Origin of the sequence: Sinorhizobium kostiense, assembly GCF_017874595.1 — a bacterium.
Lineage (GTDB): Bacteria > Pseudomonadota > Alphaproteobacteria > Rhizobiales > Rhizobiaceae > Sinorhizobium > Sinorhizobium kostiense.
On the sequence record NZ_JAGILA010000003.1, the window covers coordinates 347,186 to 373,529 of the forward strand.

The following is a 26,344-nucleotide window of genomic DNA, read 5'->3' on the forward strand; positions in this document are numbered from 1 at the left end:
TTGCTCCTGACGTAGGGGGAGGTAGCTTCCAAGCTTGGCCATGCGCCGCCATGACATGCACCAACGCACCGGGTGCCGCGCCGCAGAATATTGGCTTTGGACATGATCAAGCCTCCTCTCGCTTGCCGCTGAAGCTCTGCTCCGCCGACGGGCCGTCGTATTGGAAACCGAACCGGAAGCGCATCGGCTTCTCCCGTGCGAGCTCCTCAAGCACATGGGCCGCAATACCCGCGGTCCTCCCCAGAATGAACACCATGCGTGCAACGGGGGGCGCCAATCCCATGTCGGTCAGGGTCGCCGCGATCGCCCCGTCCACATTGACGGGCATTGGCCGTCCGACCGCTTCACTGAGTTCTGTCGCGATTTCTCTCATCAGGGCGATGCCGTCGCCGGACAGCCCGAACGACTGCGACAGGGACCAAAGCCGGTCGGTCCGCGGATCGACGACATGGAAACGATGCCCGAGGCCCGCCATACGGCGCCCCGCTCTTTTGTAATTCCGGACGATCTCCTTGGCCGAAAGCCGCAAGCTTCCGCCCGACCGTCGCGCCAGGGACAAGCCCTCCTGGAGAAAAACCATAGCCTCCTCACCGGCGCCGCCGTGCGCATCACCGATTGCAAGAATGCCGCCTCCGACCGCCGCTTCCGGCGCGCGGCGGTTTCCGCTGGCTATGACCCTCGCGGCAAACGTTGAAGGCGATGTCGGACCGTGATCGGACGATGCGATCATGATCGCGTTCCACACGGCGGATTCTGCCAGTGTGGGCTGCCGACCGGTCAGCAGGAGAAAGGCGACGGCGCCGAAATCTCGAGCCTCCATCAAATCCACGACATTCCTACCGCGGATAAGGATCTGATCTTCGTCGAAGGCAGTAATCGCAGTCGGCCAGAGATGGGAATTGGTGAACGGCCCGGTGGTCATTGGCCGACGACTCCTTCTCTGGCGAGCGACAAGATTTCCTGCGGCGTTAAACCAAGACTCTCCTCCAGAATTGCAGCACTGTGCTCTCCAAGCCGTGGGCCCTGCGCGCGAATCCGGCCCGGCGTCGCGCTCATGCGCGGAAGCGGCGCGTGCATCCTGTAAGCCCCGAGTTCTGGATCGTCGAACTCGGCCAGAATGCCTCGGGCCTTCACATGCGGATCCGTCACGAAATCCGGGACTTCATAGACCGGCGCGCCCGCAACGCCCGCCTCGTCAAACCGGCGCATCAGTTCGTCCAACGTGAACTTGCCGAGTGCCTCGGCGACGATCCGATCGGTTTCGTCGCCATTACGGACGCGGGCTTCATTGGTTGCAAAGCGCTCGTCATCAAGAAGATCACCAAGCCCTGTCAGTTGAAAAAGCTTCTCCGCCATTTTCGGTGTCGACGCGGAAAGCGCGATCCATTTCCCGTCCGATGTCGCATAGGTGTTGCGAGGTGACGAGTTGGTAGAGCGGTTTCCGTTCCTCTTCGGATAGCGGCCCGTTCTTTCGTACTCTGCGGCCACCGGCCCAAGGACCGAATAGATGGCCTCAAGAAGGGAAAGATCAATTATCTGGCCTTCGCCGGTCGCGTCGCGGTGCCGTAGAGCGGTAAGGGCTGAAAATGCACCGTAAATTCCGGTGATCATGTCAGCCATCGGAATAGGGGGTAGCGTGGGTGGACCATCAGCGAAACCGAGCATGGATGCAAGACCGCTCGTCGCTTCGACGAGCGTGCCGAACCCCGGACGATTACGATAGGGACCATCCTGCCCCCACGCACTGATGCTCAGGATAACAAGCCGGGAGTTTTCGATGAGAAAGCGGCAATGCGGCAAGCCGAGCTCCTCCAGTTTGCCGGGAACAAAGTTCTCCACGAGAATGTCGGCCCGCCTGACCAGTGACAGAAGCAGTTCCTGCCCGCGCTGCGTTTTGATATTTAGTGCGAGGCTTCTCTTGTTTCGCCCGTATTCGCGCCACCAGAGATCGAGATTGCCTTTTCGCCATTGACGCAGCGGGTCTCCGACCTTCGGCTGTTCCACCTTGATGACATCGGCACCGAAATCAGCCAGCTGCAACGTCGCCATATTGCCGGCGACGAGCCGCGACAAGTCGAGTACCTTCACACCTGTAAGTGCCGCACGCGTCACTTAGCTCTTCCTTCTTGCACCCCTTTCGGGAGGTCGTGGACTTGCCGGCCTGCCTGTGCGTAGGGAGTCTGAAGCGGATATGACATGTCATTTCCTCGCTTTGTCCAATCCTCGGCGCTAGCTGCGACCTAACTGCAGCTCGGCAGCTCCCGCCGCCTCTACAAAAGACACTCAAGATTCGTGCCAATTCCGCTCGCGGACTGATGAACAGCCTTAACGGTTACTTGTCAGCAAGTTAGCCTGAAGAAAAATAGGTGATTGGCTAAAGGACTCTGTGTAGCGGGCCCGACAAAGCCGGACAGAAGGTGTGAGGTGCCGTACCTCGAACTGCACACACCTCGGCTGCTTTCGGAGGCTTCGGCCATTTCCGTCGTAAAGGTGCGCGGATCGATCTCGATCGCGACCGTAGCTGCGTTCTTGAACGTGAGGCGGCAGCGCAGGAGTTCCATTAGGGGGGCGAAACTCCGCTGTTGGTATGGCCGGCGTTCAGCCACCGAAATGCACGTCGTCCATTGCGGCGCTTGCTCCAAAACAAAACGGATTTCCTTGCGTGGCACCGCCAGGCGACCCATCGCATCAAATTGTCGAAACACGTTGCTAGTGAATCCATGCCTTGGATGGATGTGATCCAAAGAATCAATTTTTCCAGCCGGTTGAGTGCTATTAGAAAGCGCTGAAGTGTCTCACGGTACGTCGATTCTCGGCACGAAAGTTCGACCAACAGGTGGCGCCCGTCGAAGAAATTATTGGCGTCTGAAGCCATGCGGGAGCTGCTGATGTAGCCCTGGTCAGGTGCGGGTTTGAGTACGGCGCGATCGGCATGGAAGGAGCGCGAAAGGCGATATGTGCGGTATTGTTGGCATCGTCGGCAACCAGCCGGTGTCGGAGCGGCTCGTCAATGCGCTGAGGCGCTTGGAGTACCGTGGCTACGATTCGGCCGGCGTCGCAACGATTGAGGGCGGAGCACTACGTCGCAGGCGCGCCGAGGGCAAGCTTGTCAATCTTGAGACCAAGCTGAAGGAGGAGCCTCTCCCTGGCGCCATCGGCATCGCCCATACACGCTGGGCAACCCATGGAGCGCCGACCGAACGCAATGCGCATCCGCATTTCACCGACGGCGTTGCAGTGGTCCACAACGGCATCATCGAGAATTTCGCGGAGATCAAGGATGAGTTGATCGCCACGGGTGCCGAGTTTCAGACCGAGACCGACACGGAGGTTGTGGCACAGCTCGTCGCCAAGTATCGGCGGGACGGCATGGGCCGATGGCAGGCCATGCATGCGATGCTGAAGCGCGTGCGGGGCGCCTATGCTCTGGCTGTCCTCTTCGAGGACGACCCTTCGACCATCATGGCAGCGCGCAACGGACCGCCGCTCGCGATCGGTCACGGCAATGGAGAGATGTTCCTGGGATCGGACGCGATCGCGCTGGCACCGTTCACCAATGAAATCACCTATCTGATCGATGGCGATTGGGCGGTGATCGGCACGACCGGCGTGCACATCTTCGACATCGACGGCAATATCGCCACGCGTCCGCGGCAGGTTTCGATGGCGGCGGCCTATCTGGTCGATAAGGGCAACCATCGCCATTTCATGGAGAAGGAGATCTACGAACAGCCGGAGGTCGTGGCCCACGCTCTCGGCCAATACGTCAACTTCATCGACAACCTGGTCGCGCCGAGTTCCAACATCGATTTCGCCAAGCTGCCGAGCCTCGCGATCTCCGCCTGCGGTACGGCCTATCTGGCTGGCCTGATCGGCAAATACTGGTTCGAGCGCTATGCCCGTCTGCCGGTCGAAATCGACGTCGCCTCCGAGTTCCGCTACCGGGAAATTCCGCTGTCGCCGCAATCGGCCGCCCTCTTCATCTCGCAATCCGGCGAGACGGCCGACACGCTGGCGTCGCTTCGATATTGCAAGGAACATGGGCTGAAGATCGGCGCCGTCGTCAACGCCCGCGAATCGACCATTGCGCGAGAGTCCGATGCCGTGTTCCCGATCCTGGCCGGGCCGGAGATCGGCGTTGCCTCGACCAAGGCCTTCACCTGCCAGCTCGCCGTGCTCGCCGCGCTCGCGATTGGCGCCGGCAGGGCGCGCGGAACGGTCAATGAGGAGGAGGAGCAGGTGCTCGTCCAAAGCCTCGCCGAAATGCCGCGTATCATGGGTGAGGTGTTGAACAGCATCCAGCCGAAGATCGAGCTCCTTTCGCGCGAGCTGTCGAAATGCCGCGACGTGCTCTACCTCGGCCGTGGCACCAGCTTCCCGCTGGCCATGGAAGGCGCGCTGAAGCTCAAGGAGATTTCCTACATCCATGCGGAGGGCTATGCCGCCGGCGAGCTGAAGCACGGACCGATCGCGCTGATCGACGAAAACATGCCGGTCATCGTGATCGCGCCCCATGACCGCTTCTTCGACAAGACGGTCTCGAACATGCAGGAGGTGGCGGCACGAGGCGGCCGGATCATCCTCATCACCGACGGAAAGGGTGCGGCGGTGTCGAAGCTCAATACGATGCACACGATCGTGCTGCCCGACGTCGACGAGATCATCGCTCCGATGATCTTCTCGCTGCCGGTGCAGCTCCTTGCCTATCACACGGCAGTTCTCTTGGGCACGGACGTGGATCAGCCGCGCAATCTGGCAAAATCGGTCACTGTCGAATGATCGTCACGCCGGAAACGGGACGAAGTCGGGAGTCCATGGCAGCTGTGACGGCCGCCTTGTACCCAGTTGGGCCGAAATCCCGGAATGCGAGCAAAACCGTGGGTCTGCGGCTGAGCCCGTGCAACTCGGCGGCCCCTGGACGACTGTCAGGCTGCGCTGGCCGAATCTTCTGGATCAGTTCAAGACGATATATTCCTCCCGCGGCGAAACTCCTGGGACGACGTTTTCTTCGATAGGCCCCGCTTTCCGGAGTGGGACTACCATCCGACCGGCCAGCTCTCGTTTGAGTTCGAGCAGGTATGTGTTTACCGAGGCTCCGCGCCGCGCCGGAGCTTCCGCGACGCCAAAGTCCAGCGACTCGAGAATATGGCCAGTGACATCGCTGTCGGCCTTGCGGTGCTTGCTGCAGCGAAAACTGAAGATCGGCTCAGGCGAGAAGCAGAGCAGCGAAAGATCGAGGAAGAGCGTCGTCGCCGCGAACTGGTAGCGCGTATCAAACATGTTGAGGATCGCCGTACCGCCGGACTGGCGGCGATTCTCTCCGAACTTGACGAACTGGAACGGCTCCGTCGTCTCATCTCCATGCTCACCGAGAAGGTTCCGGCCGAACCGAGCCCCAGATTGTCAGCGTTTCTGCCTTGGACCAGAGAGCACTTGGCGCAGCGCGAGGCTCGCCTGTCCCCGCAGGCGATCGAGGGTCGCTTTGAGGCGGAGCAGCTATTTGGTGACGATGACGATCACGGCTTCCCGCCCTCGCGGTGGTAGGTGGTGAGGGTGTGGAAGTCCCAATAGATTAATGGCGGCGCAGGCGAGAACCCGTACCTTCGCCGGTCGGCAGGTTGTCTGGCGCCTTGTCGCGCTGCGGGGGCGCCAAAACTTGACGCAACGCGTGATATCGCCTCGCGATTTCCTCCTGCTGGGCCGGTGGAAGATCGGCTACGACTGCGTTAATGGTCCGGGTTATGCTGTTTGCTCTCACCGATGTACGATAGACGGACACGAATTAGCCCGGTGATTTTTTTGGGGTCGGAGGCACGCGGATATGTCCGTTCCTCCTGGAAGTCGCCATTGACCTTCTGAATTTTCACCGATCCGCCGGCCTTGCCGACAGCCTTCTCGAGCGCGGCACCTTGGTGGCCTCGGCTTTGGTGGCGAAGGTCGTCGTGGGACGGCTGGCGCCGTCTTTGGTCAGGTCCCACCGATCCTTCTTCTCATTGTGCGTAAGCGTGAATTTCGGCAGCTTGGCCATTTCCTCCTCCAGGCCTGTTGTGTCTTGGTGGTTTGAATATTGCGCTTTTATGCCTACCATTGATGGGTCGAAAATGCGAATTCCCGAACTTGTCCCGCGGTTTGGACTCGTGCTATTTTCACCCACTAATGGTAGGTCAAAAGAACGAAAAGATAAACCAACTTCGTCGCCTGCTCCCCGAGGGGCTGGTGGTTGACACCGCTTGGCTGGAAAAACACGGCTACCGTCGGCAGTGGCGCGAAAAGTACGTGGCGCAGGGCTGGCTCGAAGGTGTCGTTCGTGGCGTCTATCAGCGACCGACAGGCAACGTTGATCAGGCGATAGCCTGGCAGCGCGTGATCATCTCGCTCCAGCGACTTCTGGACAAATCCGTGCACGTCGGCGGCCGCAGTGCCCTCGAGCTACAAGGCTTGACGCACTACCTCCGCTTTTCTGGCAAGCCAGAAATACACCTCTATGCCTATGGAAGTCTGCCTGGCTGGGTCCAGCGGATACCGACCGACGCTCAGTTCGTCGAACATAAGGCAGACAAGCTCTTCGATGCCGACGCACCTGGAAGGACGCGCATGGCATGGGGACATTGGGGATGGGAGCTCGACGTCTCCGCGCCGGAGCGAGCATTTTGCGAGCTTCTTGACCTTCTCCCTTCCCAGGAGACCTTCCATCAAGCGGATGTTCTAATGGAGTCGGTTCGCATTCTAAGTCCGAAGCGGGTTCAGGCCGTGCTGGAAGCGTGCCGCAGCGTGAAGGTGAAGAGGCTGTTTCTCTGGTTCGCCGAGCGACACGCCCATCCATGGTTCGGCCGGCTCGATCTCAAACGTATCGACCTCGGTCGTGGTAAGCGCCAGATCGTGGTCGGCGGTCGGCTGGACAGCAAGTATCAGATCACTGTGCCGGAGACACTCGATGCCGGCGTCTGAAGCTTATCGCGCGCAAGTCAGCCTCCTCGTTCGAGTTCTGCCGCTCGTTGCAGAGGAGAATGTCTTTGCATTGAAGGGTGGCACGGCCATCAATCTTTTCGTTAGAGACCTTCCACGCCTGTCGGTCGATATCGATCTGACCTATCTGCCGGTCGAGGATCGCGCGACTTCTCTCGCCAACATTGACGCTGCCATACGACGGATTGCTGCTCGAATAGGGGAGAATGTACCGCGCAGCCGCACCCAGGTCGTGCCGCTGCACAGCGAAGGCGCTGCAACAAAGGTGCTGGTTACCTCCGACGGTGTGCAGATCAAGATCGAGGTGACACCTGTCATTCGTGGCTGCGTCTACTCTCCCGAGACACGGGCAGTTTGCGACCGGGTCGAAGAGCTCTTCGGCTATGCCGAGGTGCCTGTTGTGTCCTTCCCGGACCTCTACGCCGGCAAGATCGTCGCCGCCTTGGATCGGCAGCACCCGCGAGATCTGTTCGATGTCAGATATCTGCTCGCGAATGAGGGTATATCCGATGAGCTACGGCGCGCCTTCATTGTATACATGCTGAGCCACAATAGGCCGATGGCGGAGGTTTTGGCGCCGACGCGCAAAGACCTGCGGCAGGAGTTCGAGGCTGGGTTTGCCGGAATGACGGAAGAGCCCGTGACCCTGGAGGCGTTGTACGATGCTCGTGAAGCTTTAATCGCCGAGGTCGTTGGCAAGATGCCTGCCGAGCACCGGCGCTTTCTTCTCTCCTTCAAGGCCGGCGAGCCAGAGTGGGACTTGCTAGGAGTGCCTGGAGCCGCGGACTTGCCGGCGGTGCGCTGGAAGGTCGACAACTTGGCCGAACTTTCGGAGGGCCGACGAGAAAAGCTGTTGTCGGATCTCAGGCGGGTGCTCGCGACATGAGACACGGTGGACGCGTGAGGAACGCCGAAGTGAAAAGGAACAAGACGACGACGATCTGCAAGCTATGCTCCGCAGTAGTTGGCTCTCGGGCTGTGGCGCTGGCAATGTGGATTGCCAGAACGTCGGCGCTTCAAAACACAGCCGAGCTGAGAGGCTAGGCCATGGTTCGCCTCTTCGTCGGCGTTACGGACAAGGCCTGGTTCGATCAGTTGAGCGCCTCTGTTCCTCATGACGAAGTCAATTTTTGGCAACCAGCGGGACGACGCAGTTTCGCGCGCTTCAGCCCGGCGAACTATTCCTCTTCAAGCTGCATGCGCCAAACAACTTCATCGTTGGCGGCGGCATTTTCGGTCACGCGTCAATCGCGCCACTGTCTCTGGCCTGGGAAGCCTTTGGCCTTAAGAACGGCGTTTCCAGTCGCTCTGAAATGCGGGCGCGAATTGCGAGCTATCGCCGCGATCCGATTGCCCTGGACGATCGACAGGATCCCGTCATCGGTTGTCGGATACTGACCCAGCCGTTCTTTTGGCCGAAAGAACTCTGGCTGCCTATTCCAGCTAGCTGGTCGCCAAACATCGTGACCGGCAAGGGATTCAGCGCGGAGGAAGGGGATGGGCAATATCTATGGTCCGCAGTCACAGAGCGATTGAACTCGGTTCCTGAGATTCGACATACAGAGCCGGTCATAGCTGAGCGCTTCGGCAAGCCGACGCTGATCAAGCCGAGATTAGGGCAGGGCGCGTTTCGCCTGACGATCACCGATAGCTATGAACGCCGTTGTGCTGTCTCGGGTGAAAAGACCCTGCCGATTTTGGATGCCGCCCACATCCGTGCTTTCGAGGCCGGTGGAGAGCACGCGGCTTCGAACGGTTTGCTCCTTCGCACTGACATCCACCGGCTTTTTGACCTGGGATACGTCACAGTCTCGCCGGATGGTCGGTTCGAGGTCAGTGGCCGTCTGAAAGCTGACTTCGATAACGGTCGACACTACTATGATCTTCAGGGAACGCCCATTCGCCCTCCCAAGAACCGACATGCTGCGCCATCAGTCGACGCGTTGTCGTGGCATCGAGAGCATCGGTATCTGGGATGAACGCTTCTCTCATAACCGGGCTTTTGCTGCCGACTGGACGACGCCATGAGTGAAGCTCCGATAGATACGCGCATTCGATTGGCAGCCGTCGAACATATCAAACGTGCGAGCGCTGGTGGGGTAATCACAGCAGACGATTTACGGGCGGGATTCCTTATAGACGGGCAGCGAGTTCCGCTGATCAACCCCCAGCGAGGAATATTCAAGCCGGCTTCCATGAGACATTTGCTCAGTGTCCGGACCGTCTATCCGCGAACTGGCGCGCGCGTCTGGTATGACGATCAACGTACGGTTCATGCACAAATCTCAAGAGGGCGTGGTTGTTGACTGGCACGAATGGAAGCTGTTCTGGTACTGCGACAATTGTGACGGCGAGTTCGGCCTTGGACACGTCCTCAGAAGGACGTACGCCCGGGTTGCCTCTAGTGTGCCGTTCGACTTGCACAAGTGACTAGCTCCGCCGCGATCTCAGGCACAGGAATGGCATGCGGTTTGCCATTCTTCGTCGTCGACCAATCTGTGATGCGTTCCTTGGCATCCCATTGATCGAAATGTAGGCGCGCGATCTCCTCGACGCGCTGTCCAGTCAGCATGAGAATTCTGACGGCGCGCGTGTAAGGCGGATGGACGGGCGTGTGGGGCATTCGAGCCAGCGATAGAGCAAGTCCGATAAGTACGGTCAGACCACGCGCAAAATCAGAAATTTTCAGGTTGGTACGGTGCTTGCTTGTTCACGGCTTCATCCGATCGCTTGCGAGAGCGAGACGATAGTTTGACACCATTGAGCAAAGAGGAAATTTGCTATGCCGCGAACTGACGTAGAGCGATTCGTCAACGATTTAGGAAAAGAAGGCAGTCTGCTTGAAGACCTCAAACCAAGGGCTACAGGCCTTGCATCGATTGTAGCGATAGGAAAGAGCCTGAACTACAACATCACGCTCGACGAGGTTCAAAGTTACATCCGTTTGAACAGCCGACAGAAGTCACCTAGCAAGAAGCTCGACGCGATCGCGGGTCGCAAGCGTGGTTCGAGCCGTGCGGCATTGACCAGCCTTGTACAGACTAATGCCTTGGCCAATAACGCTACCGATGTACCCACGAGCCTTGTGCAAGTCGCGGAAAAGGGCACTAGCTTCGCCGCGGTCGTCCTACTTGTTGTAGTTGTTGTTGTGGTCGCGACCTGACGGAATTTCCTAGCTCTGACCGCATTGGCCGGGACGGTCCGGTGCGAAGAGAACATGAAAGCAAACCTCGTCGGATGAGATCATGCCATCAGGCCTACAAGATGCGGCTACAAGGACTCACCTGCACTCTCAGGACGAACATTGGCGACAGATCTTTGAGCGGCGCACGCCGGAGCAACGGCGCACGTTGTCACACGTAAAGCGCTTCATGGAGCGGCTGGCTGGTGACATGAAGTTCCGTACGGCTCTTTCAGAGAACGTCGACGCCCCTCGGGCGGTAACAGAGCGCTACGGCATCGAAGTTGATCCAGCGGAGATGCTACCGCTCTGGCGTGGTGACTACCTGAAATACCGCTTCACGCCGGAGTCGGCCCCGTGGCCGCTGGCTATGATGTGGGACGATTATATGCGCGCAGTGTTGCGCCATCGCGACCTCCTGCGAGACCAAGGCGAAATGTCAATCATCAGCCCTCGCTTTCATGCCTGGCGCGAACGCCAAATCCGGCGCTGTAACGACGAATTGGGCGGATCGGCGCCGTCGATCACGCACCCCATCCTCGCTTTCGAGCTGAGCGAAGGCTGCAGCGTCGGTTGCTGGTTCTGTGGCCTCTCGGCCGATCGCTTCAAAGGCTATTATGACTACAGCAAAGAGCATGCAGAGCTTTGGCGGGGCGTGGTTGGTGTCGCGAGCGAGATGTTTGGTTCGGCAGCCCGTACTGGCTTCTGCTACTGGGCCACAGAGCCTATGGACAACCCACACTACGACCACTTTCTGTTCGACTATTATCAGATCACGGGCGCATTGCCGCAAACAACGACGGCCGCACCGCTCAAGGATAAGGCACTCACCAGGCGCGTGCTCGGGCTCTTCGACCTTTATGGCACTACGACGAATCGTTTCTCAGTGCTGAGCACGGAACATCTCAATCAGATTCACATGGCGTTTTCGCCTGAGGAGCTGATGGGGGTCGAACTGATCCTGCAGGGCAAAGAGGGGCCGACGGCAAAGGCTTTCACCGGGCGCGCGCGCGGGCGGAAGAAGAAGCTCGGGGTCGCTTTGCCGGAAGGCTCTCCGTCGACGATCGCCTGTGTTTCCGGCTTCCTCGTAAATATACCGAAGGGACGTATTCAACTGGTGACGCCGGTACCGGGTAGCGAACGCTGGCCTCTCGGGTACCGCATCGTGGGTCAATGTTTCTTCAGGACGCGTGACGAGTTCCGTGAAGGACTACAGAGCATGATCGATCAGCACATGCTCGAGAGCCCCGCCCCCGACCTGCCGCTCCGCTTCCGCAGGGACCTGCAATACAAAGCAGGGAACCGGTACTTCGATCTCCGCTCACGCAGCAGGGAACACCGAGTGCTCGACGACGTCGCTCCGATTTCCATTGGCGATCTGATCGCATGTGGTAACTGCACAGCCTCCGAGCTGGTTATGCGGGTCACGACGGACGGAACCAGCGTGCTCGCAGTCGCCGACCTCCTCGATCAGTTATACGCGGCCGGGGTGATCGAAGAGGACCTCGACGACCGCTTTGCTTGGCAGACAAGCAACGAGATGACGGGCAGCATCGAATGGGTCTGATATCCCTGGAGCTCCGCGCGATCTCAAAAATGGGCGAGCGCACGCTCAGGCGTCTGCACCCCCAGGTGTGCCTCAAGTCTCAAAGCGAGGAATGTTCCCGTCTGTGCGCAAAAGTCCATCGCCGGGAACCCGTCCTGGGGCGGACAACTGCCTCTTTGTGCGCACCACCGCGCCAGGGCACTGCCATAGAAACTTTGTGTGCCCCCATCAATTGAGCCGTCGTGTAACTATCCCAGTCGCTTCGTTTGATCGTTGGCCTAATCGGCCACCGATCTGAATGGTCATCTGGAAGATGGCTCGAAAGCGATGAGTGGGTGGGAACGGGATGGATCTGGAAACGATCAGAACGCTTATTGAATTTGTCGGCCGTTCGCGCGTTTCCGAATTGATGGTGAGCGAGGACGGTGTCACCATTCGGATATCGAGTGGCTCGTTCAAAAGAAACTCATCAAACCCAATTCCGAAAGGCAGCCGCCAAGCAGAGGCGATCGCTGCTGACAAGGACGATAGGCGGCAAAATCGGACGTCCGACGGCCAAATTGTCGTGGCGCCCGTATTTGGCGTCCTGCATCGATCGCCCAATCCCGGCGCGCCCGCCTTCGTCGAGTTGGGAGACGTCGTCGAGGTGGGGCAGAGCCTCTGCATCGTCGAGGCGATGAAGGTCTTCAACACCGTATCTGCGCACAGGGCCGGGCCGATTACCCGCATTTTCGCGAACGATGGTGAGGACGTGGAAGCGGGACAGCCGCTGATGGAGATCGGATGATGTCACCCGTTCAGATGCGGTGCCATGGGGAAAGCGGACTTCGGTTCGAGAGGGTGCTGATCGCCAATCGCGGCGAGATCGCGATGCGTGTTCAACGCGCATGCCGTGAGCTGGGCCTGCGTACTGTCATGATCTGTTCCGACGCCGATCGGGACGCGCCCTATCGGAAGACGGCCGACGATTTTGTTTGCATCGGGCCCGCTGCTCCAGGTCAAAGTTATCTCAACCAGGCTGCGGTCCTGCTTGCCGCGCGGGCGACCGGCGCCGGCGCTATTCACCCGGGCTACGGATTTCTTTCGGAGAACGCGGCTTTCGCCGAAGCCGTCGAGCGCGCGGGTCTCATCTTCATAGGACCACCCGCCTCGGCGATCCGCACGATGGGCGACAAGATCGCTGCCAAAAGGGCAATGATCGAAGCGGGTGTTCCGTGCGTGCCCGGTCCGGATGCGGCTCTTCCAGAAGACATCAGATCGATCGAGACCATTGCCGACGCCATAGGATATCCGGTGATCGTGAAGGCGGCGGGCGGCGGTGGCGGCAGGGGCATGCGCGTCGTGCACAATCCCTCGGCGCTCAGCGATGCCGTGTCGGTCACCCGGGAGGAGGCTCGAAGGGCATTCGGCAGGCCGGAGCTCTACATGGAGAAATTCCTCGAGCATCCACGCCACATCGAAATTCAGGTGCTTTGCGACGAGCACGGCAATGCCGTGTGGCTCGGCCACCGAGACTGCTCGATGCAACGACGCCACCAGAAAGTGGTCGAGGAGGCACCTGCACCCGGCATCCCCGCGGAAATCGTCGCTGCGGTGGGTGAACGTTGCGCCAATGCGTGCCGCCAGATCGGTTATCGGGGGGCTGGTACCTTCGAGTTTCTATATGAGGACGGCGAGTTCTACTTCATCGAAATGAACACGCGCCTTCAGGTCGAGCACCCGGTAACGGAGATGACTTCGGGCATTGATATCGTGCGTGAACAGCTTCGCGTTGCCCAGGGGCTGCCATTGACGATTTCACAAGTCGATGTGGCAGCACATGGCCATTCCTTCGAATGCCGGATCAATGCTGAAGATCCGTTCACCTTCGCACCGTCACCCGGCCGGATCACCGCCGCTGAGTTTTCGGGAGGTCCTGGCGTCCGCGTCGATAGCCATGTGACGACGGGCTACAAGGTGTCGCCGCACTACGATTCCCTGATCGCCAAACTGATCGTCCACGCGCCGACGCGAGATCAGGCCATTCGCCGCATGCGGGTGGCGTTGGCGGACACCAGAATCGACGGGATCTCGACCAATCTTCGGCTCCATCAGGAGCTTTTCGAGGACCCTGCGTTCTGCGCTGGCGAGACCGATATCCATTATCTTGAGAAGTGGTTGGGCGAGCGAAAAAAATGACGAAGGCTCGTAAGCGAAAGAGCGGATCGCTCGCCGAGCAAGTACTGGATCCGGCGACGCTGGAGGAGATCGCGCTCTGGCTCGAAAACGCCGGTGTGAGATCGATCGAGATCGAGACGGAAGGCGGCCGGCTCGTCCGGATCGTGGCCGGGGAGGACGCCGCCTCGCATGGCGCCGGCATGGATCGGCCTGTGTTGGGTCCGACGGAGCCTCCCAGTGTGAGCCCCGCCAAGGCACCGATCGCAGGGCACTTCCTCTCCGTGCATCCGGCGCGCCATGCCGCCGAAGCGGCCATCGGTGCTTCCGTCCGGCCAGAGCAAATCCTCGGCTTCGTCAGCGTTGGGCCGCTCATCATGCCGATCCACGCCGAAGAGGCGGGGACACTGGGGGCCTGCACAGTCGAGTCCGGCGACCTCGTCGGATATGGCGACACCGTTTTTCTGATTGAGCCCGCACAATGAGTTTCATGCAAGGCAAAGCTCTCCCGACGCCCGCAACGATCTCGGCGGTCACCGCCGACGAGCCGAAGATCTCCATGATCGGCACGGGCGCCTACCTCATAGAGGCGCCGGGGGGGTTCGACCTCCCGACACAAAGGCGCATCTGGGCCCTGTCGCATGCGGTCGAGACCTGGCCCGAGGTTCGGGAAATCGTTCCCGGAGTCACGAACCTGCTCGTGATCCTCAAGCAGACGCCTGAGGAACCGGAGCAATTGCAGGCTCGTCTGAGGCACGAATGGAATTGCGCGCGCAGTGTCGACCTGACCGGAAAGACGGTCGAAATCCCAGTCACCTACGGCGGCGAGCATGCAACGGACCTTGCGGCCGTTTGCGATTATTCGGGACTGAGCGATCGAGAGATCGTGCGGCTGCACTGGCAGGGCAACTACACGGTTGTCGCACTGGGAAGCGCGCCCGGCTTTGGATACCTGCACGGGCTCGATCCACGTATCTACATGCCGCGCAAGACCGTGCCGTCCCTCAGGATGCTCAAGGGAACGGTCACGATCGGCGGCATGCAGACGGGCGTCTCGGTTCTGACGGGACCAAACGGTTGGAATTCGATCGGCTTCGCCGAAATGCAACTGTTCGACCCGGCGAAGACGCCGCCGGCGCTGCTCGCTCCCGGTGATCGGGTCCGCTTCCTTCCCGAGAGGATCGAACTGTGATCGAAGTTCTTCAAACCGGTCCCCTGAACACGGTGCAGGACCTCGGCCGTTTCGGTTTCCGCAACGCGGGCGTGACCTCAAGCGGCGCGATGGACCGGCTTGCCCTGATGGTGGGCAACCTGCTTGTCGGCAACGATGAAGGGGAGGCCGTTGTCGAAGTCCAGACCTTTCCGTTTCGCCTTCGATTCGAGAGGGACATGACAGTCGCGATTACCGGCGCGGATTGCGATGCGCGCGTGGATGGACGGCGGCTCCCGCCCTGGTGGGCACTTCCCGTTTCAAGCGGACAGGTGCTTGAACTCGAGGCGCCACGGCGCTCCGCACGCGCCTACCTGAGCTTTGCCGGCGGGATCGACGTCGAGCCGGTGATGGGATCGCGTAGCACGTCTCTTCGCGGCGGGTTCGGCGGGCTCGAGGGCCGCTTCCTAGCGGCGAATGACCGACTGGCAATTGGCGGTGCGCTTGCATGTGCTGTACCGCCGGGCGGCTTCGGGGCCCTGCCGCCGGCGGCCGCGCTTGCCGAACACTTTCCGGCTTCAGAGGACGGCACGCTTCTGGTGCGAGCCATTCCCGCCGGGGAATACGTTCTCTTCGGTGCCGAGGCCGAACGCTTCTGGTCGCAGACGTGGAAGATCTCCTCGCAAAGCGACCGTACAGGGTACCGGCTCTCGGGGGAGCCCATCAGGCTTGCCTCTCCCGTTGAGTTGCGTTCGCACGGCGTTGTTCCCGGAGTCGTGCAAATGCCGCCGTCGGGCGAGCCGATCATCCAGATGAGCGATGCCAACACCGCCGGGGGCTATCCCAAAATAGCGGGCGTTATCGACGTCGACCTTTGGCGGCTGGGCCAGGCGCGGATCGGCAGCCGCATCCGGTTTGTCCAATCGAGCGTCGCCGAGGCGCGCGGCGCAGAGCGGGCGGTACAGGCCTATCTCGACGATATTCGTCGCACGCTGCCCATGCTCACCCAGGCATTGGCGGCGATGTCACGCCGATAGTTCGTGCGCTGAGAAAGCCAAGACAGAAGAGGCAAGGATGAAGATCGACCTGAATTCGGACATGGGGGAGGGCTTCGGACCCTACCGGCTCTGCGACGACGAAGCGCTCATGGACGTGGTATCGTCGGCGAACATCGCATGCGGTTTTCACGCCGGCGACCCGGATACGATGGCGCGGATGGTGAGGCTGGCAAAGGCCCGCGGGGTCGGCGTCGGCGCTCATCCGGGTTTCCCCGACCGGCTCGGTTTCGGGCGCAGGGAAATGCCTGTCGAGGCGGATGAGATGCGCCAGCAGGTCCTTTACCAGCTAGGGGCGTTGACCGCGATCGCCAAGGCCGAAGGAGTCCCGGTCGCGCATATCGGGTTCCACGCGGCGATGGGCAACATGATCAACCGCGATGCCGCGCTTGCCGACCTGATCATGCAAGCCATCAGATCGGTGGACCCCGAGCTCATCGTCTTCTCCATGCCCGATACCGAAATAGAAAGAGCGGCCACCCGTGCCGGGTTGAGAACCCTCACGCTCTTCCTGGCAGACCGGGCCTATGATTCCAATGGACAGCTCGTTTCGCGCAAATTGCCGAACGCCGTCCTGAAAGAAGAGGCAGCGGTTCGTGCTCGGGTGCGGCAGTTCCTCGAAAGTGGGACGGTAACCACGATCGACAACCAGGTGATTACGGTTCGCGCCCGCTCGATCCTCGTCCACAGCGATACGCCGGGTTCGCTCGAGCTTGCCCGCATCGTCCGCAGTGAGATCGAGGCTGCCGGAGCGACGATCGCGCCCGCCCGTGAAGTCCTCGCGTCAAATCCACGCTGACTTTTCGGCGTGAGGAAATCTGACATCGTCAACGAAGCTGAAAGACGAGAAATCCATGCCGACTCTTGCTGACCGTCTCAAGAATGTCTCCGTATCCGCGTCTGCCGCGATGACGCAGCGTGCCCGTGACCTCGCGTCGCGGGGCATCGACGTCGTTTCTCTGTCCTCAGGCGAACCGGATTTCGCGACGCCGCCGCATGCAATCGAGGCCGCCCATGCCGCGGCCTTGGCGGGAGACACCAAATATCCGCCGCTCGACGGTACGCCGGCCCTCAAGGCGGCCATCGCCCGCAAATTCAAGCGCGACAACAATCTCGATTACGAGCCCAGCCAGATTCTCGTCTCCGGTGGCGGCAAGCAGGTGATCTTCAATGCGGTCCTTGCAACCTGCAATCCGGGGGACGAGGTCGTCATTCCGTCCCCGGCATGGATCAGCTATGCCGACATCGTTCGTTTCGCAGGGGGCGTGCCGGTTTCCGTCGCATGCGGCCAGGAGAACGGCTTCAAGCTCAGCGCCGATGACCTGGAAGCGGCCATTACCCCGCGGACGAAATGGCTGTTCCTCAACTTTCCCAACAATCCGACCGGCGCCGCCTGCTCCCGCAAGGAGATGGTGGCGATTGCCGAGGTCATGCTGCGTCATCCTGACGTGTGGATCATGACCGACGACATGTACGAGCATCTCGTCTATGACGACTTCGAGTTCTGCACGATCGCCGAGGTGGAGCCGCGGCTCTACGACCGAGTCCTCACGGTCAATGGTGCCTCCAAAGCTTACGCGATGACGGGCTGGCGGCTGGGATTCTGTGGCGGGCCGAAGTTTCTCATTTCCGGAATAAGCAACGTCAACGGCCAAAACAGCGGCGGCACCTCGACGATCACCCAGGCCGCGGCGGTGGCAGTGCTCGACGGACCGCAGGATCTCTTGAAGGAGCGCGCCGCGATCTATCGCCGGCGACGTGATTTCGTGCTCGACAGGCTCGCCGGCATCGAGGGCCTGACCTGCCATAGGCCGGAGGGCGCTTTCTATCTCTTTCCGAGCATCGCGGGGCTGATCGGCAGGACGAGCAAGTCGGGGCGCAGGATCGAAACCGACACGGACTTCGTCATGGCGCTCATCGATGAGCAGCACGTCGCGACCGTGCAGGGCGCAGCCTACGGCATGAGCCCGTTCTTCCGCATATCCTACGCGACCAGCATGGAGAAACTTGCGGACGGCTGCGATCGGATCGCGCAGTTCTGCAGTGATCTTAGGTAAGATGTGGGAGCTTGAGCGGTTCCGGCGCTTACTGCTTCAGCCGCTCCGTCAGTTCGCGCAGCAACGCCTGCACCGCTATGGCGGGCTCCGACAGCGGTGCGTATTCCGACACGCACAGAGAGAGTGTCTCTTCGATTTTCGGTGAGATGCTCCGGCAGATGGTCGGGCCCGCCCCTTCCGCGACAATACGATCCGCCACGGCCTTCGGCATGACCGTCGCACCGAGACCACTCCCCACCGCTCGCGTCAGCGTCCGGATAACCTCGACCTCCCCGATCACCGTCAAATCCGCCCGGCTTCTCGCGAAAGCGGTCTCCACCGCGCGTCGCACGAAGTTGTAGGCCGGCGGCATCAAAAAAGGCAGCGGTTCGAGCGCCGAAATCGGAACAGGTGTATCGCCGGCCTCGATACCGAACTTCTGGTGCGCGACGAGGTAGAAATCCTCCCTGAGAAGCGGTTCGAACCGCAGGCCCTTCATCGGACCGGCACCGTGGATCAATGCGATTTCTAGTCGATTGTTCATCAGCATCTGGCTGTAGGTCTGCCCGACGCTCTCGGTGAGGTGAAGCACGATGCCGGGATAACGCCGCCTTGTTTCCGCAAGAAGTTCGAACGACAGGGTCGCTGCGCTGCTGAATGGCGTCAGTCCAACGGAAACGCGGCCGGCAAGGTGTTTTCCCGCAGCCGCGACGTCGGCATGCGCCTGCTCCATCTGCCGCAGGATGATCTGAGCGTGGCGATAGACCTGAGCGCCCGCGTCCGTCATGACGACACCCTGCTGGCTTCTCGTGAGCAGCTTCGTCCCGAAGTGCTCCTCCAAGGCGGCTAGCTGCTGGCTGAGCGCAGGCTGTGCGATGTGGAGGATATCCGCGGCTCTCGTAATGCTGCCCGTATCGACGATCACGACAAACGATTTGAAACGCCTGATATCCATTGATGAAATTGCGCTCACTGTTGCTGTAGTGGATCCGAATACTACAACCTGGCTGTTAGCTTGTAACGCCTTCTTTCCCAAGCCAAACTTGGGGGAGAAATGCGAGGCTCAGGTCGAAGGAAGCTGGTCCGCCGTGCGGCGACGATACAAATTACCCGAGTGAAATCAATCCGATAGAAGGCAGTCGTCGCCTTCATAAGATAGGCTTATCCCTCCAAAGATAATCGGAATTATCGCGCGCTCGAAAGGTCAGCTAATGTTCCCGAAACAAAAGGGGATCGCTGATGCCATTTTCCGATTACAGAACCGCCCTTGTCACCGGTGCTTCCTCTGGAATTGGAGCCGCAGTCGTCGAGCGCTTTTGCGCCGAAGGGCTTGAAGTGCACGCAATCGCGCGCAGTGCGGAGCCGTTGCGCAAGCTCGCGGAGCGCACCGGTTGTGTGGCGCATGGGATCGACGTCACGGATAGGGCGGCGCTTGCGGATCTCACGAGTCGCGTCGAGTTCGACATTCTCGTCAACAATGCCGGCGTCGACCGCCCTAAGAAGTTCCTCGAAGCGGAGGATGGCGACATCGATCTCCTCATCGATGTCAATCTTCGGGCGGTTCTTCACCTTTGCAGGATGGTGGTCCCCGGAATGGTTGCGCGTGATCGCGGCCATGTCGTCAACATCTCCTCGATCGCGGGCGCCTACAATTTCGGGGGAAATTCTACCTATCACGCGACGAAAGCCGGCGTGCGCATGCTCTCAAACCAGTTGCGCATCGATGCCTTCGGCAAGCGCGTGCGTGTTACGGAAATCTGCCCCGGGCGGGTGGCAACCGATATATTCGCGCATGTCCATGGCGACAGCCCGGAGATCCGCGAACGCTTCATCGATGGCTTTGAGCTCCCCGAAGCAAAGGACATCGCCAATGCCATAGCCTTTGCGATCGCTGCGCCGGTCGCCGTCAACATAGGTCATATGGAGATCACGCCGACACTTCAGGTGATGGGCGGCCTGCAGACGGCAAAACCGCAGTCTCCGGAGCGGGGATCAAGGCGTGAGTAGCTTCGACCTCTCTGAGATCCTGGGCAATCCCGAATACGTGTCGATGCTGCTCCTGGGCATCAAGATGACCTTCATCGTGGCGATCGGCTCCTGGGTTCTCGCAATGACACTTGCACTGCTTCTGCTCGGCCTCCGCTACGCGCCCGGTCCGGTCGGCAATGCGTTCGTCACGGCTTACGTCTCCTATCACCGCAACGTCCCGACGCTGGTGCAGCTCCTGCTCTGGTATTTCGGCATCTTCACGCTGATGCCGGACCCGGTCACCTTCTGGCTGAACGACCACAATGCAGAGGCGATCTTCGCAGTGATCGCGCTAGGCCTCTGCCAGGCGGCCTATTTCAGCGAGGACCTTCGCTCCGGCATGCGGGCGGTGAGCCCCGGCCAGATGGAGGCGGCCCGCGCTCTCGGCCACAGCTACGTTTCGGCCATGCGCTTCGTGATGGTACCGCAAGGGAGCCGAAACGCGCTGCCGGCGCTGATCAACCACAGCGTCTCTCTCTTCAAGAACAGCAGCCTTGCCGTCGCGATCGGCGTGGCGGAGCTTACCTACGCGGTCAAGGAGATCGAGAACTTAAGCTTCCGCACCTTCGAGAGCTACCTGCTTGTCACCGTCCTCTACCTCGTCTTCTCGCTGATGATCATGGCGCTCGGCGCCTATACCGCCCGCAGAGCGGACCCAGTCAGGAGCGGCCGAGCATGATCAGCGACATCATCGCCATCATCCGCGACTATTGGCTGCTGCTGCTCATCGGGCAGTATCCGAACGGACCGCTCGGAGGGCTCGCGGCAACGTTGCTGCTTTCGGTCCTGGCGATCGCCTTCGCCTTTCCGGTGAGCATTGCGCTCGCGCTTGCCCGGCTTTCAAAGTCGCCATTCCTGAACTGGCCCGTAACCGCGCTCGTCTACTTCACACGCGGCGTGCCGCTGCTGATGTTGATCCTCTGGGGATATTTCCTCGTGCCGCTCGTCACGGGGGCCAATGTCCCGAGCTTCCTGACGATGCTGGTGACGCTCGTCGTCTATCAGGGAGCATTCCTGAGCGAGGTGGTGCGCGGGGGGATCGTGGCACTTGGGCACGGCCAGATGGAGGCGGCGCGGGCGCTTGGCCACAGCTATCTCGGTGCCATGCGCTTCGTCATCCTGCCTCAAGCGCTCTACAACGTGATCCCGAGCATCATTTCGGTATTCGTTGCGACGATCAAGGACACGACGCTCGGCTACGTGATCAACGTGCCGGACCTGACCTTCGCCGCCAGCCAGATCAACAATCAACTGCTGACCCAGCCGTTCCAGGTCTTCTTCATCCTCGCTGCGGTCTACTACGTGATCTGCTGGTCACTGAGCCGGGTGGCCGTGCTCACGGAGCGCCGGATCACCCGCAAACGCGCTGGCACCGCGCCGCAGCCAACGGCAAAATCCCTCAAACTCGCAGCTCTCACGGATCAGCCATCATGAACACGACCGTGTCCTCGAACAACTCGCCCATGATTCAGCTCAAAGGCGTCCGCAAGAGCTACGGTATCTACGAGGTTCTCAAGGGGATCGATGCCGACGTGGCTCGTGGCGAGGTCGTGGTGATCTGCGGCCCGTCCGGCTCAGGCAAGTCGACATTGATCCGAACCGTAAACCGGCTGGAGGAAATCGGAAGCGGCTCGATCATCTGCGACGGCAACAATATCCATCGGCCGATGCCTGCCAAGGAGCTCAACCGGTTGCGCAGCCGCATCGGCTTCGTTTTCCAGAGCTTCAACCTCTTTCCTCACCTGTCGGCCATCGACAACATCGCGATGTCGCCGATCCGGGTGAAAGGCGTTCCGCGCGACGTTGCCTATGCCAAGGCTACGCAACTTCTGGAGCGCGTAGGTCTGGCCGACAAGGCCCATGCCTATCCCGCTCAGTTGTCGGGCGGTCAGCAGCAGCGGGTCGCCATCGCGCGGGCACTGGCGATGGAGCCCCCAGTGATGCTGTTCGACGAGCCGACAAGCGCACTCGACCCGGAAATGGTCGGCGAGGTCCTCGCCGTGATGAAGGGATTGGCGGCCGACGGCATGACTATGATGTGCGTCACGCACGAGATGGGGTTTGCCCGTGATGTCGCGGATCGCGTCTGGTTCATCGATCAGGGACAGATCGTCGAGTCCGCCCCGCCCGAAGAATTCTTCTCTCGCCCCCAAACGACGCGAGCGCAGCGCTTCCTGAGCGATCTGCGGCATTAACCAAAAACCAACTCCAGAGGAGAACGAGCAATGAAATTGAAGTCATGGACCCTGGGCGTCGCGCTCGTGGTGACCGCGATCGCTGGTCCGGCAAAGGCAGACAAGCTTGCGGAGATCACCGCGGCCAAGGTGATCCGTTGCGGAACCTTTTCCGACGTGCCGCCTTTCGCTGCCCCGGATCCGAAAACGCGCGAGATGGCGGGTTTCGACGTCGATCTCTGCAACGCGATTGCCCGCGAGCTCGGCGTCAAGGCCGAGATCAAGCCGCTCTCGGTCGAAGCACGCGTTCCCGAGGTGAAGCTTGGGCATGTTGATATCGCCGTGGCCAATCTTGCCTACACTCTGAGCCGCGCAGAGCAGATCGAGTTCAGCCATCCCTATTATCTTGCCAAGGAGATGCTGATCGTGAAGGCGGATGACCCTGGCAAGAAGAAGGCCGATTTTGCCGGTGTCCGGCTTGCCTCGACAAAGGGCTCGACGTCCGAACTAGCCATCCGCAAGAACGAGTCCAAGCCGCTGACGTTCCAGGACACCGGTTCTGCATATCTCGCCGTTCAGCAGGGGAAGGCTCGGGGACTGGTCGCCAACACGATGACGACGACCAAGATCGTCAACGAGTCGAAGACCAAGGGCGCCGAGATGCGCATGATCGAAGAGCCCATGCTCTACCAGCCGATCGGCATCGGCATGAAGAAGGACGAGCCGGCATTGACCGCGAAGATCAACGAAATCCTGGTCTCGCTCGACAAGTCGGGCGAGATCAACAAGATCTGGGACAAATGGCTCGGACCGAACACCGAGTACAAGATGACCCGCACGGACAAGGTCGTCCCGATCACCGAACTGAAGTTCGAGCCGATCCCGTAATCACTGAATGGCGATGAACATCGCTTTCCCAAGATGCGGCCCGAGCTTGGGCCGCGTCATCGAGCAATCGTGCGCGCGCCCCGCATGCGGGCGCTGCACGCAGCGTTGATCAAAAATAATGCCGGCAGCCGCCGGCGGCCCCAGGAGAGTTTCAATGATCAGACTGAAGCAACGGTTTGAACGTCCGAGCAAGGACGAGATCGCGGCCATCGCCAAGTTTTCGCCGGCGACCCTTCACGAAGCGCAGGGTCGCAGAGGCGCGCTGTCTTCCCGGTTGAAGCCGATCGACTACCGAATGAAACTCTGCGGCCCTGCCTTCACGGTCAAATGCGCGCCGCGCGACAACATCATGCTCCAGGTCGCGATCAACTACGCTCAGCCGGGAGACATCATCGTCGTTTCCGCCGGCGAGTATGAAGAGGCCGGATCTTTCGGCGACGTCCTCGCCAACGCCTGCCTAGCGAAGGGCATCGGCGGCCTCGTAACCGACACGGGCGTTCGAGACACGCTTCAATTGCGCGAGCTTGGCTTCCCGGTCTTTTCCTTGAGCGTCTGCATCAAGGGCACTGTCAAGGAGACGCTCGGCGCCACCAACGAGCCAATCCTGATCGGCGACGAAATCGTGCATCCGGGCGACATCATCGTCGGCGACGCGGACGGGCTGGTCGTCGTGCGGCGGTCGGAGGCACGCGATGTGGCGAAGCTGGCGCAGGCCAGGGAGGATGCCGAGGCCGAATACATCGCCGCATACAAAGCCGGCAAGTCGGTCGTCGAGGTCAGCAAATTGGAAGCGGTGCTGAAGGCAAAGGGTCTCGTCGTCGAAGACTGACATGTGGCCTGCTTCGCCTCGACGATGGCACGCTGCATACGCCGTCAGGCGCGACGGCACAGGAGAATATGAAGTTATGGCTTTTCCACTTTTTGACCTCACAGGCAGGCGGGCTCTCGTCACCGGTTCGTCGCAAGGCATTGGCTATGCGCTGGCGTGCGGGCTGGCCGAGCACGGGGCGGCCATCGTTCTCAACGGCCGCGATCGTTCGAAGCTGGCCTCGGCTGCGAGCTCTCTCAAAGAGGCCGATCATGACGTTGCGGTCTCGGATTTCGACGTGACCGACCCCGATGCGGTGAAGCGCGGGGTCGACGCGATCGAGAGGGATATCGGGCCGATCGACATCCTGATCAACAATGCCGGCATGCAGTTCCGCACGCCGCTCGAGGACTTCCCGGCCGAGCGCTGGGAGCAATTGTTGAGGACGAACGTCTCCAGCGTCTTCTATGTCGGCCAGGCCGTCGCCCGACATATGATTGCGCGCGGCGGCGGCAAGATCATCAATATCGCCTCGGTTCAGAGTGAACTCGCGCGCCCGGGCATCGCCCCCTATACGGCGAGCAAGGGCGCGGTCAGGAACCTGACCCGCGGCATGTGCACCGACTGGGCGAAGTATGGCTTGCAGGTGAACGCCATCGCGCCGGGCTATTTCAAGACGCCGCTGAATCAGGCGCTGGTCGACAGCCAGGAATTCACGTCGTGGCTGGAAAAGCGGACGCCTGCGGCCCGCTGGGGAGAGGTCGAGGAACTGGTCGGCTCGGCGGTCTTCCTGGCGAGCCGCGCTTCCTCCTTTGTCAACGGACACACGCTCTATGTCGACGGCGGCATCACCACAAGCCTCTGATGCCGGTCGCAGCTTCGGGCCGGTCGTCGTCATGGGCGCATCGGGTTGCGGCAAATCGACGATTGGCGAACGGCTTGCGGATTATCTCGGCTGTCCGTTCGTCGAAGGAGATAGTCTGCATTCGCCGGCGAATGTCGGCAAGATGCGGCGCGGCATTCCGCTCGAGGATGCCGACCGCTGGCCCTGGCTCGACGAGATCGGCGGGCTCTTGGCGCGCCGACCGCCCGTCGTCGTGTCCTGCTCCGCATTGAAGCGCTCCTACCGGGAGCGGCTGCGCGCCGTCGCCGGACGGCCGATCACCTTTGTCTTCCTGCAGGGCAGCCGGGCGACGCTCGCCCGGCGCATGGGCGGGCGCGAGGACCATTATATGCCGCCGTCGCTGCTCGACAGCCAGCTCGCCACGCTCGAATTGCCTTCGGGCGAGACGGACGTCGTGACGATCGAAATCGATCAGTCGCCGGAACGCGTCGTGGCGCTGGCGATGAGCAACCTGGCGATCCGCTGGGGTCGCTCGACCACCGAAGAAATCACGGGAGGAGTATGATGGCGAAACCGAAAATCTTGCTCATGGGGCCGTATCCGGACTGGGACCTTGTCGACCTCGAAAACCGTTACGCGGTCCACAAGATCTATGAGGCCTCGGATCGGCACGCCTACATCAGCGAGCATGGGCCCAACATCCGCGCCATTGCAACCCGGGGCGAGCTCGGCGCGTCGGCGGCGTTGATCCAAAATCTGCCGAAGCTCGAAATTATCTCCGTTTACGGGGTTGGATACGACGCCGTCGATCTGGCTTCCTGCCGGGAAAGAGGCATCCGCGTCACCAATACACCCGATGTGCTGACCAACGACGTCGCCGATCTGGGTGTTGCCATGATGCTTTGCCAGTCGCGCGGCATGATCGGCGCCGAACGTTGGGTAACGGACGGAAGCTGGGCGGCGAAGGGCCTCTATCCGCTGAAACGGCGCGTCTGGGGCCGCAGGGCGGGCGTGCTCGGGCTCGGCCGCATCGGTTTTGAGGTTGCGAAGCGCCTTCGCGGTTTCGACATGGACATCGCGTACAGCGATGTTGCCGAGAAGCCCCATGCGGAAGGCATGACCTTCGTTGCCGATCCGGTTGCACTGGCCGAGAGGTCGGATTTCCTGTTCGTTACGCTGGCGGCCTCCGCCGCCACGAGGCATATCGTTTCGCGCGACGTCATCGCGGCGCTCGGACCGGAGGGAATGTTGATCAATATTTCGCGGGCCTCCAACATCGACGAGGAAGCTCTGCTCGATGCCCTGGGAAGCGGAGTGTTGGGGGCAGCAGCGCTCGACGTCTTCGAGGGCGAACCGAAGCTGAATCCGCGGTTCCTCGCGCTCGACAATGTCCTGCTGCAGCCGCATCACGCATCCGGAACCGTCGAGACGCGCAAGGCCATGGGACAGCTTGTCCGTGACAATCTTGCCGCCCATTTCGCCGGCGCTCCGCTCATCACGCCTGTTATTTGAGG

27 protein-coding genes and 1 pseudogene are annotated in these 26,344 nt (G+C 60.8%); 22 read left to right on the forward strand and 6 right to left on the reverse strand.

Annotated elements, in window-relative coordinates:
* Positions 1–106 precede the first annotated feature (106 nt).
* Together J2Z31_RS14365 and J2Z31_RS14370 are read right to left on the reverse strand one after the other, a co-directional pair.
* Positions 107–922, reverse strand: coding sequence for a citrate/2-methylcitrate synthase (locus J2Z31_RS14365; RefSeq protein ID WP_028002754.1), 816 nt, complete (start codon positions 920–922; stop codon positions 107–109).
* Positions 919–2,112: a CaiB/BaiF CoA transferase family protein gene (locus tag J2Z31_RS14370; RefSeq protein WP_028002755.1), complete on the reverse strand. Its 1,194-nt coding sequence runs from the start codon at positions 2,110–2,112 to the stop codon at positions 919–921. Before J2Z31_RS14370 ends, J2Z31_RS14365 begins: the two co-directional genes overlap by 4 nt.
* Before the next feature lie 843 nt (positions 2,113–2,955).
* On the opposite strand from J2Z31_RS14370, the gene glmS reads away from it, so the two are divergent.
* Complete coding sequence (gene glmS / locus J2Z31_RS14375) at positions 2,956–4,779, forward strand: glutamine--fructose-6-phosphate transaminase (isomerizing) (RefSeq protein WP_028002757.1); 1,824 nt, start codon at positions 2,956–2,958, stop codon at positions 4,777–4,779.
* Positions 4,780–4,953: 174 nt separating this feature from the next.
* On the opposite strand, the gene J2Z31_RS14380 is transcribed toward glmS, so the two are convergent.
* Both J2Z31_RS14380 and J2Z31_RS14385 read right to left on the reverse strand, forming a co-directional pair.
* Positions 4,954–5,280, reverse strand: a complete 327-nt coding sequence (locus J2Z31_RS14380; RefSeq protein WP_028002758.1) for a hypothetical protein — start codon at positions 5,278–5,280, stop codon at positions 4,954–4,956.
* Between the two features lie 583 nt (positions 5,281–5,863).
* Positions 5,864–6,028, reverse strand: coding sequence for a DUF2188 domain-containing protein (locus tag J2Z31_RS14385; RefSeq protein WP_209439324.1), 165 nt, complete (start codon positions 6,026–6,028; stop codon positions 5,864–5,866).
* 128 nt (positions 6,029–6,156) lie between these two features.
* On the opposite strand from J2Z31_RS14385, the gene J2Z31_RS14390 reads away from it, so the two are divergent.
* The 3 genes from J2Z31_RS14390 (at position 6,157) to J2Z31_RS14400 (ending at position 8,945) form a co-directional block, all read left to right on the forward strand.
* Entirely contained in the window at positions 6,157–6,948 is a 792-nt protein-coding gene (locus J2Z31_RS14390; protein WP_028002760.1) for a type IV toxin-antitoxin system AbiEi family antitoxin, read from the forward strand.
* Positions 6,935–7,852: a nucleotidyl transferase AbiEii/AbiGii toxin family protein gene (locus J2Z31_RS14395; protein WP_028002761.1), complete on the forward strand. Its 918-nt coding sequence runs from the start codon at positions 6,935–6,937 to the stop codon at positions 7,850–7,852. The genes J2Z31_RS14390 and J2Z31_RS14395 overlap by 14 nt, the downstream gene beginning before the upstream one ends.
* Positions 7,853–8,096: 244 nt before the next feature.
* Positions 8,097–8,945 carry an HNH endonuclease gene (locus J2Z31_RS14400; protein ID WP_234939442.1) on the forward strand — a complete coding sequence of 283 codons (849 nt, stop codon included), beginning with the start codon at positions 8,097–8,099 and terminating at the stop codon, positions 8,943–8,945.
* A 449-nt stretch (positions 8,946–9,394) separates the two neighbouring features.
* Here the strand turns inward: J2Z31_RS14400 and J2Z31_RS29315 are convergent.
* A pseudogene (locus tag J2Z31_RS29315) lies at positions 9,395–9,606 on the reverse strand (site-specific integrase); the annotation flags it as partial.
* Between the two features lie 142 nt (positions 9,607–9,748).
* Here J2Z31_RS29315 and J2Z31_RS14405 point away from each other — a divergent pair.
* From J2Z31_RS14405 to J2Z31_RS14445, 9 genes are all read left to right on the forward strand, one after another.
* The gene (locus J2Z31_RS14405) at positions 9,749–10,129 is read left to right on the forward strand and encodes a hypothetical protein (RefSeq protein WP_028002763.1); all 381 of its coding nucleotides are present in this window, start codon (positions 9,749–9,751) and stop codon (positions 10,127–10,129) included.
* Between the two features lie 82 nt (positions 10,130–10,211).
* On the forward strand, positions 10,212–11,714 hold the full coding sequence (locus J2Z31_RS14410) for a radical SAM family RiPP maturation amino acid epimerase (protein ID WP_050577636.1): 1,503 nt from the start codon (positions 10,212–10,214) through the stop codon (positions 11,712–11,714).
* 325 nt (positions 11,715–12,039) lie between these two features.
* Complete coding sequence (locus J2Z31_RS30000; protein ID WP_028002765.1) at positions 12,040–12,480, forward strand: acetyl-CoA carboxylase biotin carboxyl carrier protein; 441 nt, start codon at positions 12,040–12,042, stop codon at positions 12,478–12,480.
* Positions 12,477–13,871 carry an acetyl-CoA carboxylase biotin carboxylase subunit gene (gene accC, locus J2Z31_RS14420; RefSeq protein ID WP_209602395.1) on the forward strand — a complete coding sequence of 465 codons (1,395 nt, stop codon included), beginning with the start codon at positions 12,477–12,479 and terminating at the stop codon, positions 13,869–13,871. Before J2Z31_RS30000 ends, accC begins: the two co-directional genes overlap by 4 nt.
* Positions 13,868–14,332, forward strand: coding sequence for a hypothetical protein (locus J2Z31_RS14425; protein ID WP_028002767.1), 465 nt, complete (start codon positions 13,868–13,870; stop codon positions 14,330–14,332). The genes accC and J2Z31_RS14425 overlap by 4 nt, the downstream gene beginning before the upstream one ends.
* Positions 14,329–15,039: a 5-oxoprolinase subunit PxpB gene (gene pxpB / locus J2Z31_RS14430; RefSeq protein WP_028002768.1), complete on the forward strand. Its 711-nt coding sequence runs from the start codon at positions 14,329–14,331 to the stop codon at positions 15,037–15,039. Before J2Z31_RS14425 ends, pxpB begins: the two co-directional genes overlap by 4 nt.
* Entirely contained in the window at positions 15,036–16,034 is a 999-nt protein-coding gene (locus J2Z31_RS14435) for a 5-oxoprolinase subunit C family protein (RefSeq protein ID WP_028002769.1), read from the forward strand. Before pxpB ends, J2Z31_RS14435 begins: the two co-directional genes overlap by 4 nt.
* Before the next feature lie 37 nt (positions 16,035–16,071).
* Positions 16,072–16,851 carry a 5-oxoprolinase subunit PxpA gene (locus tag J2Z31_RS14440; protein ID WP_028002770.1) on the forward strand — a complete coding sequence of 260 codons (780 nt, stop codon included), beginning with the start codon at positions 16,072–16,074 and terminating at the stop codon, positions 16,849–16,851.
* Between the two features lie 55 nt (positions 16,852–16,906).
* A complete protein-coding gene (locus J2Z31_RS14445; protein ID WP_028002771.1) occupies positions 16,907–18,109 on the forward strand; it encodes a pyridoxal phosphate-dependent aminotransferase in 1,203 nt (400 codons plus the stop codon).
* Positions 18,110–18,137: 28 nt separating this feature from the next.
* On the opposite strand, the gene J2Z31_RS14450 is transcribed toward J2Z31_RS14445, so the two are convergent.
* Complete coding sequence (locus tag J2Z31_RS14450; RefSeq protein WP_028002772.1) at positions 18,138–19,043, reverse strand: LysR substrate-binding domain-containing protein; 906 nt, start codon at positions 19,041–19,043, stop codon at positions 18,138–18,140.
* A 284-nt stretch (positions 19,044–19,327) separates the two neighbouring features.
* Here J2Z31_RS14450 and J2Z31_RS14455 point away from each other — a divergent pair, with 284 nt between their 5' ends.
* The 9 genes from J2Z31_RS14455 (at position 19,328) to J2Z31_RS14495 (ending at position 26,342) form a co-directional block, all read left to right on the forward strand.
* Positions 19,328–20,095 (forward strand): SDR family oxidoreductase, encoded by a 768-nt coding sequence (locus J2Z31_RS14455; protein WP_028002773.1) that lies wholly within the window; start codon positions 19,328–19,330, stop codon positions 20,093–20,095.
* Complete coding sequence (locus J2Z31_RS14460; protein ID WP_028002774.1) at positions 20,088–20,795, forward strand: amino acid ABC transporter permease; 708 nt, start codon at positions 20,088–20,090, stop codon at positions 20,793–20,795. Before J2Z31_RS14455 ends, J2Z31_RS14460 begins: the two co-directional genes overlap by 8 nt.
* A complete protein-coding gene (locus J2Z31_RS14465) occupies positions 20,792–21,550 on the forward strand; it encodes an amino acid ABC transporter permease (RefSeq protein WP_028002775.1) in 759 nt (252 codons plus the stop codon). The genes J2Z31_RS14460 and J2Z31_RS14465 overlap by 4 nt, the downstream gene beginning before the upstream one ends.
* On the forward strand, positions 21,547–22,311 hold the full coding sequence (locus J2Z31_RS14470; RefSeq protein ID WP_028002776.1) for an amino acid ABC transporter ATP-binding protein: 765 nt from the start codon (positions 21,547–21,549) through the stop codon (positions 22,309–22,311). The genes J2Z31_RS14465 and J2Z31_RS14470 overlap by 4 nt, the downstream gene beginning before the upstream one ends.
* Positions 22,312–22,341: 30 nt before the next feature.
* Positions 22,342–23,178 (forward strand): ABC transporter substrate-binding protein, encoded by an 837-nt coding sequence (locus J2Z31_RS14475; RefSeq protein WP_028002777.1) that lies wholly within the window; start codon positions 22,342–22,344, stop codon positions 23,176–23,178.
* Between the two features lie 154 nt (positions 23,179–23,332).
* Entirely contained in the window at positions 23,333–24,007 is a 675-nt protein-coding gene (locus J2Z31_RS14480) for a 4-carboxy-4-hydroxy-2-oxoadipate aldolase/oxaloacetate decarboxylase (RefSeq protein ID WP_028002778.1), read from the forward strand.
* Positions 24,008–24,083: 76 nt separating this feature from the next.
* Complete coding sequence (locus J2Z31_RS14485; RefSeq protein ID WP_028002779.1) at positions 24,084–24,851, forward strand: SDR family oxidoreductase; 768 nt, start codon at positions 24,084–24,086, stop codon at positions 24,849–24,851.
* Positions 24,820–25,395, forward strand: coding sequence for a gluconokinase (locus tag J2Z31_RS14490; protein WP_050577638.1), 576 nt, complete (start codon positions 24,820–24,822; stop codon positions 25,393–25,395). Before J2Z31_RS14485 ends, J2Z31_RS14490 begins: the two co-directional genes overlap by 32 nt.
* A complete protein-coding gene (locus J2Z31_RS14495; protein WP_028002780.1) occupies positions 25,395–26,342 on the forward strand; it encodes a 2-hydroxyacid dehydrogenase in 948 nt (315 codons plus the stop codon). The genes J2Z31_RS14490 and J2Z31_RS14495 overlap by 1 nt, the downstream gene beginning before the upstream one ends.
* Positions 26,343–26,344 lie beyond the last annotated feature (2 nt).

What these genes read in the sequence shown, in the direction of transcription:
- J2Z31_RS14495 (WP_028002780.1), top strand. Translation starts at nt 25,395, where the DNA reads ATGGCGAAACCGAAAATCTTGCTCATGGGGCCGTATCCGGACTGGGAC.
- accC (WP_209602395.1), top strand. Translation starts at nt 12,477, where the DNA reads ATGATGTCACCCGTTCAGATGCGGTGCCATGGGGAAAGCGGACTTCGG.
- J2Z31_RS14380 (WP_028002758.1), bottom strand. Translation starts at nt 5,280, where the DNA reads ATGTTTGATACGCGCTACCAGTTCGCGGCGACGACGCTCTTCCTCGAT.
- J2Z31_RS14470 (WP_028002776.1), top strand. Translation starts at nt 21,547, where the DNA reads ATGAACACGACCGTGTCCTCGAACAACTCGCCCATGATTCAGCTCAAA.
- J2Z31_RS14490 (WP_050577638.1), top strand. Translation starts at nt 24,820, where the DNA reads ATGTCGACGGCGGCATCACCACAAGCCTCTGATGCCGGTCGCAGCTTC.
- J2Z31_RS14480 (WP_028002778.1), top strand. Translation starts at nt 23,333, where the DNA reads ATGATCAGACTGAAGCAACGGTTTGAACGTCCGAGCAAGGACGAGATC.
- J2Z31_RS14390 (WP_028002760.1), top strand. Translation starts at nt 6,157, where the DNA reads ATGGTAGGTCAAAAGAACGAAAAGATAAACCAACTTCGTCGCCTGCTC.
- J2Z31_RS14410 (WP_050577636.1), top strand. Translation starts at nt 10,212, where the DNA reads ATGCCATCAGGCCTACAAGATGCGGCTACAAGGACTCACCTGCACTCT.
- J2Z31_RS14485 (WP_028002779.1), top strand. Translation starts at nt 24,084, where the DNA reads ATGGCTTTTCCACTTTTTGACCTCACAGGCAGGCGGGCTCTCGTCACC.
- J2Z31_RS14475 (WP_028002777.1), top strand. Translation starts at nt 22,342, where the DNA reads ATGAAATTGAAGTCATGGACCCTGGGCGTCGCGCTCGTGGTGACCGCG.
- J2Z31_RS30000 (WP_028002765.1), top strand. Translation starts at nt 12,040, where the DNA reads ATGGATCTGGAAACGATCAGAACGCTTATTGAATTTGTCGGCCGTTCG.
- J2Z31_RS14385 (WP_209439324.1), bottom strand. Translation starts at nt 6,028, where the DNA reads ATGGCCAAGCTGCCGAAATTCACGCTTACGCACAATGAGAAGAAGGAT.
- J2Z31_RS14425 (WP_028002767.1), top strand. Translation starts at nt 13,868, where the DNA reads ATGACGAAGGCTCGTAAGCGAAAGAGCGGATCGCTCGCCGAGCAAGTA.
- J2Z31_RS14445 (WP_028002771.1), top strand. Translation starts at nt 16,907, where the DNA reads ATGCCGACTCTTGCTGACCGTCTCAAGAATGTCTCCGTATCCGCGTCT.
- pxpB (WP_028002768.1), top strand. Translation starts at nt 14,329, where the DNA reads ATGAGTTTCATGCAAGGCAAAGCTCTCCCGACGCCCGCAACGATCTCG.
- J2Z31_RS14450 (WP_028002772.1), bottom strand. Translation starts at nt 19,043, where the DNA reads ATGGATATCAGGCGTTTCAAATCGTTTGTCGTGATCGTCGATACGGGC.
- glmS (WP_028002757.1), top strand. Translation starts at nt 2,956, where the DNA reads ATGTGCGGTATTGTTGGCATCGTCGGCAACCAGCCGGTGTCGGAGCGG.
- J2Z31_RS14365 (WP_028002754.1), bottom strand. Translation starts at nt 922, where the DNA reads ATGACCACCGGGCCGTTCACCAATTCCCATCTCTGGCCGACTGCGATT.
- J2Z31_RS14440 (WP_028002770.1), top strand. Translation starts at nt 16,072, where the DNA reads ATGAAGATCGACCTGAATTCGGACATGGGGGAGGGCTTCGGACCCTAC.
- J2Z31_RS14465 (WP_028002775.1), top strand. Translation starts at nt 20,792, where the DNA reads ATGATCAGCGACATCATCGCCATCATCCGCGACTATTGGCTGCTGCTG.
- J2Z31_RS14455 (WP_028002773.1), top strand. Translation starts at nt 19,328, where the DNA reads ATGCCATTTTCCGATTACAGAACCGCCCTTGTCACCGGTGCTTCCTCT.
- J2Z31_RS14405 (WP_028002763.1), top strand. Translation starts at nt 9,749, where the DNA reads ATGCCGCGAACTGACGTAGAGCGATTCGTCAACGATTTAGGAAAAGAA.
- J2Z31_RS14395 (WP_028002761.1), top strand. Translation starts at nt 6,935, where the DNA reads ATGCCGGCGTCTGAAGCTTATCGCGCGCAAGTCAGCCTCCTCGTTCGA.